Below are 12242 nucleotides of genomic sequence, written 5' to 3' on the forward strand. Positions count from 1 at the left end.
TTTGATCTTTTGATCTTCAGCGATGCGACTGCCGCCAAAGATCAAAAGATCGCAGCCTTCGGCAGCTCCTACGGGGATTGGCGGTTTATTCGAAGAGGGCGTCGAGGGCCTGTTCCAGTCGGGTCACGGCGATAATCTGCAAACCCGGCGGTGCTTCTTTCGGGGCGTTGCCCTTGGGCACGATGGCGCGCTTGAAGCCGTGCTTGGCGGCTTCTTTCAGGCGCTCCTGACCGCTCGGCACCGGACGCACTTCACCGGACAACCCGACCTCACCAAACACCAGCAGATCATGGGGCAGCGGTTTGTTGCGCAGGCTCGACATCACCGCGGCCATCAGCGCCAGGTCGGATGCCGTCTCCAACACCTTGACCCCGCCGACCACGTTGAGGAACACGTCCTGATCGTGGGTCGGAATGCCGCCGTGACGGTGCAGCACCGCCAGCAACATCGCCAAGCGGTTCTGATCCAGCCCCAGCGTCACCCGGCGCGGATTGGCCAAGTGACTGTCATCCACCAGCGCCTGCACTTCCACCAGCATCGGTCGGGTGCCTTCCCACGTCGCCATCACCACACTGCCCGGGACTTCTTCCTGAGCACGGGTCAGAAAAATCGCCGAAGGGTTGGAGACTTCTTTCAGGCCCTTGTCGGTCATGCCGAACACGCCCAACTCGTTGACCGCGCCGAACCGGTTTTTCACCGCCCGCAGCAGACGCAAACGCCCATCGGATTCGCCTTCGAAATACAGCACGGTATCGACCATGTGCTCCAAAACACGCGGGCCGGCCAATGCGCCTTCCTTGGTGACGTGGCCCACCAGGAAAATCGCCGTGCCGCTTTGCTTGGCATAACGCACCAGCAGCGCCGCACTTTCGCGCACCTGGGACACGCCGCCGGGTGCCGATTGCAGTTGCTCGGTGAAAATCGTCTGGATCGAGTCGATCACCATGACCTTGGGCTTTTCCTGCCGGGCCGTGGCGATGATGGTTTCGATGCAGGTTTCAGTCATCACCCGCAGTTTGTCCTGAGGCAAGCCGAGGCGACGGGCGCGCATGGCCACTTGTTGCTGGGACTCTTCACCCGTGACGTACAGCGCCGGCATGCTCTTGGCGAGGTTGCACAAGGTTTGCAACAGAATGGTCGATTTGCCGATCCCCGGATCACCACCGATCAACACCACCGAGCCGTCCACCAGACCGCCGCCCAGCACCCGATCGAGTTCGCTGGAGGCCGTGGAAAAACGTGGAATCTCTTCAACGCTGACTTCCGCCAGGGTCTTGATCTGCGCCTGCTGGCCGGTCCACCCGGTGCGACCGCTCGGGGCCGCTGCACCGCCGCTCTCGACCATGGTTTCGGTCAGCGTGTTCCAGGCCCCGCACTCGCCGCACTGGCCAGCCCACTTGGGGAAGGTGGAGCCGCACTCGGTGCAGCCGTACATGCGCTTGGCCTTGGCCATCTGAACTCCCGGCAAAAACCGCGATGATAGCTCAGCCACGCCGGATCAGCGCGACACTGCGTTGCGGATTCCACTATTGGCCAGACACGCGGCGCCCTCCTTCTGCCTAAATGAGCGATAACATCGCCAGCCACTGCGCTGAGCATTGGGGTGCCCTGGCTATTTATTCGTTTTTCCGAAATACAGTGTCCCAATTGCCATTCAACCCTTGTCCAAGTTTCCGCCCGGGAAGTACCGAGTTAAATACTGGAAGTACCCAAAGCATTGAACTTAAATTTGTACACGTCTTTATAATTTACAACATGAGCGTACAAGTTCCTTGATGGAAATTCGCCAGTGCATTTCAGAATTAACCAAATCGTTAGCCTTGCAATTGTCATCTTGACTTTAAAGTTAGACGATTATCTACAGATCGAAACAGCTCATCCATCGCCTGCTATTCCAAAGAGTTTTCACAGCACTCGCACTACTCCTGCGGCCCTCACCAACGTTCAGATATGAAGCATTTCCATCGCACTTCCAATCATCGACGGGCGCTACAGAGGAGAAGAAATCCAAACCGCCAAAGTCGGTCGGCGAATCAGGTTCGAAGGACGGCCCCCTATCCAATGACTCGATGGAAACACCAAACCGGCAAGTCGCTGGACGATATTCGGATGCCCGATCTAGAGAGGCGAATCCGCGCCAATGGTGGCCTTTTGTAAACTTTTATCCCTTCGCTGGGTCGATAGCAGGCAAGCGATGTAAGCAGTTGTGTCGAGCAGGAAGCGTTTTGCTGATTTACACTGCGTTCACCAACCTCATCTGTAACAAGGAAATAACCTATGGGCGTGCTTAACGAGTTCAAGGCCTTCGCGGTCAAAGGCAATGTGGTCGACATGGCCGTCGGTATCATCATCGGCGCCGCTTTCGGCAAAATCGTTTCGTCGTTTGTCGGCGACGTGGTGATGCCGCCGATCGGTCTGCTGATCGGTGGGGTGGACTTCAGCGACCTGGCCATTACCCTCAAGGCCGCCGACGGTAACGTCCCGGCGGTGGTCATGGCGTACGGTAAATTCATCCAGAGCATGATCGACTTCGTGATCATTGCGTTCGCGATCTTCATGGGCGTCAAGGCGATCAACCGTTTGAAGCGCGAAGAGGCCGTAGCACCGACCCTGCCGCCGGTCCCGACCAAAGAAGAAGAGCTGCTGGGCGAGATCCGCGACCTGCTCAAGGCTCAGAACAATCGACCTTGAAGGCTGCACTTCATTAAAAACGGCGCCTCCGAGCGCCGTTTTTTATTACCAATAGTTTTCCACCGCCACTTGGCCGGGTCGTCGGCTCAGGCTCAGGTTCATATTCCGCTGTTTGAGCAACTGGCGGGTGTCGTCGATCATCTGCGGATTGCCACAGATCATCACCCGCGAATGCTCAGGCGTCAGCGCCAACCCCGCCGCGCGCTCCAGTTCACCATTTTCTATCAGGGTGGTAATCCGGCCATGCAGCACGCCTGGCGTGTGCTCGCGGGTCACCGTGGGGATAAAGTGCAGTTTGTGCGCGTGTTCCGCCAGATAGTCACGCTGCGCCAACCCGGCAATCAGTGCTTGATAGGCCAGTTCCTTGGCTTCGCGCACGCTGTAGACGAGGATGATGCGCTCGAATTTTTCCCATACCTCGAAATCCTGCAGGATCGACAGAAACGGCGCCACCCCGGTACCTGTGGATAACAACCACAGATCACGACCATCGACGAAACGGTCCAGGGTCAGGTAACCCGTGGCCTGCCGCTCGACCAGCAATGTGTCCCCCACTTGCAGGCGGCTCAACTCACTGGTGAACTCGCCCCCCGGCACGACGATGGAGAAGAACTCCAGAAACTCGTCAAAGGGCGACGAAACCATCGAATAGGCACGCCATACGGTGCTGCCGTCCGGTTTACTCACCCCCAACCGGGCAAATTGCCCCGCACGAAAACGAAAGCCGGCATCCCTGTTGGTCCGCAGGGTGAACAGGCTCGGGGTCAGCGGCTGGACATCAAGCAGGGTCTGGCGTGTGAATTTTTCTGCACTGGCGGTCATGGGGCGCTCCATCGAACAGGTCGCACCAGTGTCCCGCAAAGCAGGCGACTTAAACACCGGTGGTTTGTAGTGGCTTTGCTTGACGCCTCTTACTCTTATCTAATCAAACAATTAACGAATACCATTAAATGGCCAGCAGTTTAAAACAACACCTTAAACCTATAGACACTGATTTTTTAATACCCAAACCGTCACACTCGCGTTACACCTACTAAGAACTTGTTATTCACATACCGAAGAAATCCATATCAAAAAAATCGGAGCGCCAAAGTAGGAATAATCCTACACTCTTGGCGTGCCGGGTCATGGATCCAAGGAGCACCCCAGAGAAACACATAAATGGAGAGCTGAAATGGAAATATGGAAGGAGTCACAGTTAACACAACTGTCTTATGCCAAAGAAATAGAGATCGCCTACCAGATTGCGCTTAATTTCGTTAAGAACCTTGGTTTTAAATTCTGTGCTTTTTCAGTAACTTCTAGAACAACCGGCACTAACAGCAGCCGCTTTAACCTGAACAACTTCCCGACCGATTGGAATACCGAATATGAACAAAACAAATTTAGCGCCATCGACCCCGTAGTGGCTCACTGCAATCAGTCAATGCAGCCGATCCTTTGGACTGAAGAGGTGTTTTCCAGAACACCCTGGCTATGGGAAGCCTTGCAACAACAGGGCTTGCAGCATGGTTGGTCGCAATCGATACATGATGAAGAGAACGGTTTGTGCAGCATCCTGAGCCTGGCCAGAAGCCATTGCCCGATTACGGCCTATGAACTGTATGAAAATCTAGGTTTTACGGTGTTCATCAGTCGTCATCTGCATGCCCTGGCCGCCAAGACGCTGCCTGCGAAAGTACCGAAACCACCCCTGCCGCATTTGTCTCCCCGAGAATGCGAGGTCTTGAGCCTGTCGGCCGATGGCAAGACGGCGTGTGAAATTGGAATGATCCTTAGTGTGTCGGAGCGTACGGTGAATTTTCATGTGCACAGCGCCATCCAGAAACTGGGGGTCTGCAACAAGATTGCCGCGGTGATCGCCGCCGCCAGGGCCGGCGCTATCTGAAGCCGCGCCTGTGATTGAAGGAAAACCTGCGAGTAATCCAAAGCAAAAAAACGTACCATTTGCGATCCTTCCTGAGTGATGACGTCTACACGTTCACGTCGCAGTCCACTCGGCAGGTTCCGCCCGCCACAACGCCCTTGGGCAGCGGGATACCCGTTGACCCTCCAGAGCCCCGCCCCATGCCCCTGCTCGAAACATCCTTCGCCCGACTCGACCTGATCCGCCAGCCCGAACAGCAAGACGAACCGCTGCAAGCTTTCGATGCCGCCGACGAATACCTGCTCAATCACCTGGCCGAACAGCAACCGATGGCGGATGTTCGCGTGTTGGTGCTCAACGACAGCTTTGGCGCACTGGCGGCCAGCCTGGTGGGTAAGGTTCAGGTCACCAGCAGTGGCGACTCGTTCCTGGCGTTTCAGGGCCTGGAAAAAAATCTGATCCGCAACGGTCAGGCGTTCGACGCCGTGGTGGGCGTGCCGGCCAATGAAGCCTTCGTCGGGCCGTTCGACCGGGTGCTGATTCGCGTGCCAAAAACCCTGGCGTTGCTGGAGGAACAACTGATTCGCCTGCAAGGCCAATTGGCACCGGGCGCCCAGGTGATTGCTGCGGCGATGGTCAAGCACCTGCCCCGCGCCGCCGGGGATTTGCTGGAGCGTTACATCGGCCCGGTACAAGCGTCGCTGGCGGTGAAAAAGGCCCGGTTGCTGATCGCCACTGCGGAACCGAAAACACCGGCCACCTCGCCCTACCCGTCCCGCTACCGACTGGACGAGCCGGCCATCGAACTGCTCAACCACGCCAACGTGTTCTGCCGCGAAGGGTTGGACATCGGCACTCGGGCGTTCCTGCCGCATCTGCCGAAGAACCTCGGCGCGGCGCGGGTGGCGGATCTGGGTTGCGGCAACGGTGTGCTGGCCATCGCCAGCGCCCTGCAAAACCCAGAGGCGCATTACACGCTGGTGGACGAATCGTTCATGGCCGTGCAATCGGCCCACGACAACTGGCGTGCGGCACTGGGTGAGCGCGAAGTGATCGTGCGGGCCGGTGATGGCCTGGCCGGTCAGGAGGCGCAATCCCTGGACGTGGTGCTGTGCAATCCGCCGTTTCACCAGCAACAAGTGGTCGGTGACTTTCTTGCCTGGCGGATGTTCCAGCAGGCTCGGGAAGCACTGGTGGTGGGCGGCGCGCTGTACATCGTCGGCAACCGTCACCTGGGTTATCACAGCAAACTGGCACGGCTGTTCCGTGGCGTCGAGCAAGTGGCGGCCACGCCGAAATTCGTCATTCTCAAGGCCCGCAAATAAGCCGGGCAAAAAAAACCCTCCAACCGGAGGGTTATGAATCCGTGCCGCGAGGCAACGGGATGGGAATCTCGGGTGTTTCAGTGGGTGGTCAAACCCGCGGCATTCATGAACAGGCGCATCAGGCTCGCGGCGATAAACAACGCGCCGACGCTGCCGACCCAAATCAGTGCCAGCCAGCCGAGCCGCTGCAACAGCGGCTTTTTTTCGGCTTGTTCGATGTCGTGCAGGGATGGTTTGGTGGACATCACTCATTCCTCTCTTGAGTTGGATGGCGCCGGTACGGGCGCCATCGCGAGCAAGCTTTGCTCCTGCTAGTGGTAACCATCTTCATGGGTGACCTTGCCGCGGAACACGTAGTAGCTCCAGAAGGTGTAGCCCAGGATGAACGGGATGATGAACAGCGTGCCCACCAGCATGAAGCCCTGGCTTTGCGGCGGCGCGGCGGCGTCCCAGATCGAGATCGACGGCGGCACGATGTTCGGCCACAGGCTGATGCCCAAGCCGCTGTAGCCGAGGAAGATCAGCACCAGCGTCAACAGGAATGGCGTGTAGTGCGCGTTGCGGGCCACGGCGCGGATCAGACCGTACATGGTCACCAACACCAGGATCGGCACCGGCAGGAACCAGAACAGGTTCGGCAAGGTGAACCAGCGCGCCGCGATCTCGGCGTGGGCCAGCGGGGTCCAGATGCTGACGATACCAATCACCGCCAACACCACGAACGCCAAGGGCCGCGCCAGGTCGTGCATTTGTTCCTGCAACTTGCCTTCGGTTTTCATGATCAGCCAGGTGCAGCCCAGCAGCGCGTAAGCCACCACCAGCGCCAGACCGCAGAACAGCGTGAACGGCGTCAGCCAGTCCAGTGAACCACCGGCAAACTGGCGATTGACCACCGGAATGCCATCAATGAACGCGCCCAACGCCACGCCCTGGAAGAACGTCGCCGTGATGGAGCCACCGATAAAGGCCTTGTCCCACAGGTGACGCTTGTCGTCCTTGGCCTTGAAGCGGAACTCGAACGCCACACCGCGAAAGATCAGCCCGATCAGCATCAGGATCAACGGCAGGTACAACGCCGACAGCACCACCGAATAGGCCAGCGGGAACGCGCCGAACAACGCCGCGCCACCGAGCACCAGCCAGGTTTCATTGCCGTCCCAGACCGGTGCGACGGTATTCATCATCACGTCGCGGTCGGTCTTGCCCGGGATGAACGGGAAGAGAATCCCGATCCCCAGGTCGAAGCCGTCCATAACCACGTACATCATGATGCCGAAGATGATGATCACGGCCCAGATCAGCGGAAGATCGATACCCATGTTCAAATCTCCTTGGTCAGGCTGGGGCTGTGATCGTGGTCGCCGCTATCGTCGGCGGCGGACAGCGGACGGGACGGCGTGCGTTTCTGGCCGGGACCACCATCGTTGGTTTCCTTGCCTTCGTCGATCTTCGGCCCTTTGCGCACCAGGCGCATCATGTAGCCGAGACCGGCGCCAAACAGCGCGAAATACACCACCACAAACAGCACCAGGGTAATGCTCATCTGCATGAAGCTGTGATTGGAGGACGCATCCGCCGTGCGCATCAACCCGTAGACCACCCACGGCTGACGGCCGATTTCAGTGGTGAACCAACCGGCGAGAATCGCGATCAGGCCGGACGGGCCCATCCACAACGCCAGGTACAGGAACGGCCGCGAGGTGTAGAGCTTGTCGCGTTTACGCAGCCACAGGCTCCACAAACCGGTGAAGATCATCAGGAAGCCCAAGCCAACCATGACCCGGAACGACCAGAACACGATGGTCGAATTCGGCCGATCCTCAGGCGGGAAGTCCTTGAGCGCCGGCACCTGTTTATCCAGGGAGTGGGTCAGGATCAGGCTGCCCAGGTACGGAATCTCAACGGCGAATTTGGTTTTCTCGGCTTTCATGTCCGGCCAGCCGAACAGGATCAGCGGGGTCGGCTCATCGCCAACGTTTTCCCAGTGGCCCTCAATCGCGGCGATTTTCGCCGGTTGGTGCTCAAGGGTGTTGAGGCCGTGGAAGTCACCGATGACAGCCTGGATCGGCGCGACGATCAGCGCCATCCACATGGCCATCGAGAGCATGGTGCGGATTGCCGGGTTGTCCTTGCCGCGCAGCAAGTGCCACGCCGCCGAGGAACCGACGAAGAACGCGGTGGCGACAAACGCCGCAGTTGCCATGTGCATCAAGCGGTAGGGGAACGACGGGTTGAAGATCACCGCCAGCCAGTCCACCGGGATGACTCGGCCGTCGATGATTTCAAAGCCTTGTGGCGTCTGCATCCAGCTGTTGGAGGCGAGAATCCAGAACGTCGAGATCAGCGTGCCGATGGCCACCATCACGGTGGAGAAAAAGTGCAGGTTGCGCCCGACCTTGTTCCAGCCGAACAGCATCACACCGAGGAAACCGGCTTCGAGGAAGAAGGCAGTGAGCACTTCATAAGTCAGCAGCGGCCCGGTGACGGCGCCGGCGAAGTCTGAGAAACGACTCCAGTTGGTGCCGAACTGATAGGCCATGACCAGGCCGGAAACCACGCCCATGCCGAAGTTCACGGCAAAGATCTTCGACCAGAAGTGGTACAGATCGCGGTAGGTATCGTTGTGGGTTTTCAGCCACAAGCCTTCGAGCACCGCCAGGTAACTCGCCAGGCCAATGGTGATCGCCGGGAACAGGATGTGGAACGAGATGGTGAACGCGAACTGCATCCGGGCGAGATCAAGTGCCTCCAAACCGAACATAAGTCTTCCTCTGTCAGGTAATACCGGCTGCGGGGCTTGTGACCCTGCACCCACTCTGCCCCCACGGATATGGAGTGTGGCGAATTTCAATTCGTTCTTTTTTTAAAAACATCACAACGTAGGGAGTCTGGCCGTTTGGCCGCCGGATCGATTCCTGGATGGGTATTGATCTGGATCAAGCAACGTTGAAAGAGTAGTCCGATTTTTGAAGCGGGACGGTGTGGTCTATTGCCGCGTGACAGGTTGCCTCAGCGCGTTGCTCACGCGCTGAAACACATTCCCGGTGCTGAACGCACTTACTGTGGCGAGGGGGCTTGCCCCCTCACCACAGGAGATCGGTGCTATTTTTTTGGATAGGTGTCTAGCTACCTAAATTTTTTGTCAGCGTCACTTTTTGTTACAGCTTGGTGATAACCTCGGCCCTCCCCTCGCTCAAGACCTGCCGTCAGATGCCCAGCCAAACGCCCCTGCTGTTACGTCATCACCGTCCTTTCATTGCGTTCTGGCTGGCCCGGGTGTTCACCGCGAGCGGTTTTCAGATGCTCACGGTGGCCATCGGCTGGAACCTGTACCAATTGACCGGCAATGTGCTGGACCTGGGTTTGGTGGGGCTGGTCGAGTTCGCCCCGCGCGTGCTGTTCATGCTGCACACCGGGCATGTCGCGGACCGCTATGACCGGCGCAAGGTCGCGGCGATCTGCCAGTCGTTGCAGGCCCTGATTGCCCTGGCCCTGGCGATTGGCAGCGCCACCGATCACGTCACCCGGGAAATGATCTTCATCCTCGCGTTCCTGCTCGGTGCCGCCCGCTCCTTCGAGATGCCGACCACCCAGGCCCTGCTGCCCAGCATCGTGCCCAGCGCACTCTTCCCCCGGGCCGTGGCCGCCGCGCAATCGGCGCAGCAGTCCGCCACCATCGTCGCCCCGGCGATGGGCGGTTTGCTGTACGCCTTCGGCAGTGTCTGGGTCTATGGCCCGACGGTGGTGCTGTACATCATCGCCTGCTCGTTGATGCTCAACCTCCCCGCCCGGCAAACGCCGTTGAACAAAGGCAAGGCGACCATGGATTCGTTGCTGGCCGGCATCCGATTCATCCGCAGCCGCCCGGACATCCTCGGGGCGATTTCCCTCGACCTGTTCGCCGTACTGCTGGGTGGCGCCACCGCGCTGCTGCCGGTGTTTGCCAAGGATATTTTGCTGACCGGCCCGTGGGGTTTGGGCCTGCTGCGTTCGGCGCCAGCGGTGGGCGCGCTGTTGATGTCGTTGTTCCTGGCGCGATTTGCCGTGGAACGCAAAGTCGGACGGGTGATGTTCACGGCGGTGGGCATCTTCGGTGTCGCGACCATCGCCTTCGGCCTGTCCACCTCGTTCTGGTTCTCCCTCGCGGTGCTGGTGGTGCTGGGCGCGGCGGACATGATCAGCATGGTGATCCGCGCGTCCTTCGTGCAACTGGAAACCCCCGACGAAATGCGCGGCCGGGTCAGCGCCGTGAACGGATTGTTCATCGGCGCTTCAAACCAGCTCGGTGAATTCGAATCCGGCCTGACCGCCCATTGGTTCGGCACCGTGCCGGCCGTGGTCATGGGCGGCATCGGCACGCTGGTGGTGACCGGGACCTGGATCAAATTGTTCCCGACCCTGGCCAACCGCGATCGTATGCACGTCGCGGTGGAAGAAGCGAAGGTCTAGAACCGCTTGGGAAATCCCCGTATCCGTTTGCCAGCAGCGTGGTAAATGACGTTCACCGCCACGCCGACGATGCCGATTTACGCAACGCCTTTGGGAATTGAGCCGCGGCGTCGTTCCGCACCAAGCACATGCCGGCCGACCAAGTGCGATACATAGATACCGCATCGAGTGTAATGTATCGCCTTACACTCTCCCCATGATCAAATCCTTTCAGCACAAAGGCCTTAAAGGCTTCTATGAAACAGGTTCGACTCGTGGGATTCGCGCAGACCATGCGAAACGTCTGTCTCGAATGCTGCAGTTCATGGACCGCGCGGTGGTACCCGGCGACCTCGATCTTCCGGGATGGCGGTTACATCGGCTAAAGGGAGAGCTGACCGAGTATTGGGCTCTCAGCGTTTCAGGGAACTGGCGGGTTATTTTTCGTTTTATTGGCTCGGATATCGAACTGGTCGACTATCTGGACTATCACTGACAGGAGGCAGGATCATGCCCATGCACAACCCGCCACACCCCGGTGAAACGCTGTTGATGGATGTGTTGCCCGATTTAGGCATCAGCGTCACCGAACTGGCTCGCCATCTGGGATTCGCGCGCCCACACCTTTCTCGCGTGCTGCATGGTCACGCTCCGATCAGCCCAGACCTGGCGGTACGTCTTGAGCGGGCGGGTATCGGTAAAGCCAGAATGTGGCTAGGTGTTCAAACTGACTACGACCTCTGGCAAGCCGAGCATCGTGAACAACCGGCTATCGAACCCATTACCGCTCACGCCTGATCGGCGTCAAACCATCAACTCCTTCGCCACCGTTGCCCTTGCGGCCTTACCGCAAAGCTGTTCCACCAGCGCCAGCGCAAACGGCAGCGCAGCTCCCGAACCTTGCGCGGTGATGCAGTTGCCATCGACCACCACCGGTTGATCGATGAAGTTGCAACCCGACAATTGGTTGCTGACGGCCGGCAAGCAAGTCATGCGGCGCTGGCGCAACACACCGAAGGCTTGCAGCGCCAGGGCCGGGGCTTCGGCGATGGCGGCGAACAGGCGTCCGGCGGCAGCCTGGTCCTTGATCAGTTGTTCGAGCGGTTGATGGCCCGCCAGGTGTTGTGCGCCAACGGCACCGCCGGGCAAGGCAATCAGGTCGAACGGCTGAGCCAGCAAGTCCACCAGCATCGCGTCGGCGGTCAAGCGAGTGCCACGGGCGCAAGTAAGCATGCGCCGGCCCTCGATGCTGGCCACCACCACTTCGACTTGAGCGCGGCGCAGCACGTCGATCAGGGTCACGCATTGCAGGTCATCGATGCCCTCGGCGAGGGTAATCAGGGCTCTAAAGGTCATGGGCACAATCCACAGGATGGTCCTTAAAGCGTAGTCAGCTTTATTGACCCCGGTTCGCGCCCGGTCGTTACTTGATGTAAAGCTGCGTCGATAGCGTGTTGCCCGGCGCGTTGATCGAGGTGTTGCTGAAGGTGAACGTCCCTTCCTGCTTGTCGCCCAGGTCAAAGACGTAGAGCTTGCCGACAATCCGCGTCTGCGTGCTGGTGCATTGCGTCGGGTTGCCGTTGTCGTAGGCGCAGACGTTGGCCTGCTGCATCCCGGCGACGCTGAAACCATCGAGCGCCGCACGAGGTGCGCGTCCGTAGCCCATCTCCAGCACATAGACCTTGATGTTCGCCCCGCCGTGATCGCACTGGGTCTTTTCTTGCCCGGCGGAGATGTTTTCAATCCCGCACGTCGCCGACTGAACCTTGAGCACCTGAACGCTGGTCAACGGCGGCGCCGAAGCCGCCATCACTGCGGGCACACTGGCCAGGCAGGCGAAAAACAGACCCAACGACCAAACAACGTTGCGCTTGTTGCAAACCATGACGACTCCCCCCAAAACAGGCGCGCAGTATGGCGCAGTTCGCTTA

13 protein-coding genes are annotated in these 12242 nt (G+C 59.0%); 6 read left to right on the forward strand and 7 right to left on the reverse strand.

Annotation, left to right across the window (positions count from 1 at the left end):
• Nucleotides 1-85: 85 nt before the first annotated feature.
• Nucleotides 86-1453 (reverse strand): DNA repair protein RadA, encoded by a 1368-nt coding sequence (radA, locus tag V5E99_RS10725; RefSeq protein ID WP_499802436.1) that lies wholly within the window; start codon nt 1451-1453, stop codon nt 86-88.
• Nucleotides 1454-2277: 824 nt separating this feature from the next.
• Between radA and mscL the strand changes: the two genes are divergently transcribed.
• Nucleotides 2278-2691, forward strand: coding sequence for a large-conductance mechanosensitive channel protein MscL (gene mscL, locus V5E99_RS10730; protein ID WP_499802437.1), 414 nt, complete (start codon nt 2278-2280; stop codon nt 2689-2691).
• 45 nt (nt 2692-2736) lie between these two features.
• Here the strand turns inward: mscL and V5E99_RS10735 are convergent, their stop codons facing one another.
• Complete coding sequence (locus V5E99_RS10735; RefSeq protein WP_499802438.1) at nt 2737-3513, reverse strand: ferredoxin--NADP reductase; 777 nt, start codon at nt 3511-3513, stop codon at nt 2737-2739.
• Nucleotides 3514-3865: 352 nt separating this feature from the next.
• Here V5E99_RS10735 and V5E99_RS10740 point away from each other — a divergent pair, with 352 nt between their 5' ends.
• Entirely contained in the window at nt 3866-4579 is a 714-nt protein-coding gene (locus tag V5E99_RS10740) for an autoinducer binding domain-containing protein (protein ID WP_499802439.1), read from the forward strand.
• Between the two features lie 179 nt (nt 4580-4758).
• Nucleotides 4759-5883 carry a methyltransferase gene (locus V5E99_RS10745; protein WP_499802440.1) on the forward strand — a complete coding sequence of 375 codons (1125 nt, stop codon included), beginning with the start codon at nt 4759-4761 and terminating at the stop codon, nt 5881-5883.
• Nucleotides 5884-5960: 77 nt separating this feature from the next.
• On the opposite strand, the gene V5E99_RS10750 is transcribed toward V5E99_RS10745, so the two are convergent.
• The 3 genes from V5E99_RS10750 to V5E99_RS10760 form a co-directional block, all read right to left on the reverse strand.
• A complete protein-coding gene (locus V5E99_RS10750) occupies nt 5961-6128 on the reverse strand; it encodes a DUF2474 domain-containing protein (RefSeq protein WP_499802441.1) in 168 nt (55 codons plus the stop codon).
• Between the two features lie 66 nt (nt 6129-6194).
• Nucleotides 6195-7202 (reverse strand): cytochrome d ubiquinol oxidase subunit II, encoded by a 1008-nt coding sequence (cydB, locus tag V5E99_RS10755; protein ID WP_499802442.1) that lies wholly within the window; start codon nt 7200-7202, stop codon nt 6195-6197.
• 2 nt (nt 7203-7204) lie between these two features.
• Nucleotides 7205-8644 carry a cytochrome ubiquinol oxidase subunit I gene (locus tag V5E99_RS10760; protein ID WP_499802443.1) on the reverse strand — a complete coding sequence of 480 codons (1440 nt, stop codon included), beginning with the start codon at nt 8642-8644 and terminating at the stop codon, nt 7205-7207.
• 449 nt (nt 8645-9093) lie between these two features.
• Between V5E99_RS10760 and V5E99_RS10765 the strand changes: the two genes are divergently transcribed.
• The 3 genes from V5E99_RS10765 to V5E99_RS10775 all read left to right on the forward strand — a co-directional run bounded on the left by V5E99_RS10765 (nt 9094) and on the right by V5E99_RS10775 (nt 11109).
• Entirely contained in the window at nt 9094-10332 is a 1239-nt protein-coding gene (locus V5E99_RS10765; protein ID WP_499802444.1) for an MFS transporter, read from the forward strand.
• Between the two features lie 196 nt (nt 10333-10528).
• Entirely contained in the window at nt 10529-10807 is a 279-nt protein-coding gene (locus V5E99_RS10770; protein ID WP_499802445.1) for a type II toxin-antitoxin system RelE/ParE family toxin, read from the forward strand.
• A 14-nt stretch (nt 10808-10821) separates the two neighbouring features.
• A complete protein-coding gene (locus tag V5E99_RS10775; RefSeq protein ID WP_499802446.1) occupies nt 10822-11109 on the forward strand; it encodes a HigA family addiction module antitoxin in 288 nt (95 codons plus the stop codon).
• A 6-nt stretch (nt 11110-11115) separates the two neighbouring features.
• On the opposite strand, the gene V5E99_RS10780 is transcribed toward V5E99_RS10775, so the two are convergent.
• Nucleotides 11116-11667, reverse strand: a complete 552-nt coding sequence (locus V5E99_RS10780; protein ID WP_499802447.1) for a DJ-1 family glyoxalase III — start codon at nt 11665-11667, stop codon at nt 11116-11118.
• 67 nt (nt 11668-11734) lie between these two features.
• Complete coding sequence (locus V5E99_RS10785; RefSeq protein WP_499802448.1) at nt 11735-12196, reverse strand: DUF4879 domain-containing protein; 462 nt, start codon at nt 12194-12196, stop codon at nt 11735-11737.
• Between the last annotated feature and the right edge of the window lie 46 nt (nt 12197-12242).

This window comes from Janthinobacterium sp. LPB2021202312-11-4 (genome assembly GCF_037049705.1).
In the GTDB taxonomy this organism is placed as follows: domain Bacteria; phylum Pseudomonadota; class Gammaproteobacteria; order Pseudomonadales; family Pseudomonadaceae; genus Aquipseudomonas.

Bases quoted from the DNA above. Each gene is read 5' to 3' on its own strand.
- V5E99_RS10775 (WP_499802446.1), top strand. From the start codon at position 10,822: ATGCCCATGCACAACCCGCCACACCCCGGTGAAACGCTGTTGATGGAT.
- V5E99_RS10735 (WP_499802438.1), bottom strand. From the start codon at position 3,513: ATGACCGCCAGTGCAGAAAAATTCACACGCCAGACCCTGCTTGATGTC.
- V5E99_RS10765 (WP_499802444.1), top strand. From the start codon at position 9,094: ATGCCCAGCCAAACGCCCCTGCTGTTACGTCATCACCGTCCTTTCATT.
- V5E99_RS10745 (WP_499802440.1), top strand. From the start codon at position 4,759: ATGCCCCTGCTCGAAACATCCTTCGCCCGACTCGACCTGATCCGCCAG.
- V5E99_RS10760 (WP_499802443.1), bottom strand. From the start codon at position 8,644: ATGTTCGGTTTGGAGGCACTTGATCTCGCCCGGATGCAGTTCGCGTTC.
- radA (WP_499802436.1), bottom strand. From the start codon at position 1,453: ATGGCCAAGGCCAAGCGCATGTACGGCTGCACCGAGTGCGGCTCCACC.
- V5E99_RS10780 (WP_499802447.1), bottom strand. From the start codon at position 11,667: ATGACCTTTAGAGCCCTGATTACCCTCGCCGAGGGCATCGATGACCTG.
- V5E99_RS10785 (WP_499802448.1), bottom strand. From the start codon at position 12,196: ATGGTTTGCAACAAGCGCAACGTTGTTTGGTCGTTGGGTCTGTTTTTC.
- mscL (WP_499802437.1), top strand. From the start codon at position 2,278: ATGGGCGTGCTTAACGAGTTCAAGGCCTTCGCGGTCAAAGGCAATGTG.
- V5E99_RS10740 (WP_499802439.1), top strand. From the start codon at position 3,866: ATGGAAATATGGAAGGAGTCACAGTTAACACAACTGTCTTATGCCAAA.
- V5E99_RS10750 (WP_499802441.1), bottom strand. From the start codon at position 6,128: ATGTCCACCAAACCATCCCTGCACGACATCGAACAAGCCGAAAAAAAG.
- V5E99_RS10770 (WP_499802445.1), top strand. From the start codon at position 10,529: ATGATCAAATCCTTTCAGCACAAAGGCCTTAAAGGCTTCTATGAAACA.
- cydB (WP_499802442.1), bottom strand. From the start codon at position 7,202: ATGGGTATCGATCTTCCGCTGATCTGGGCCGTGATCATCATCTTCGGC.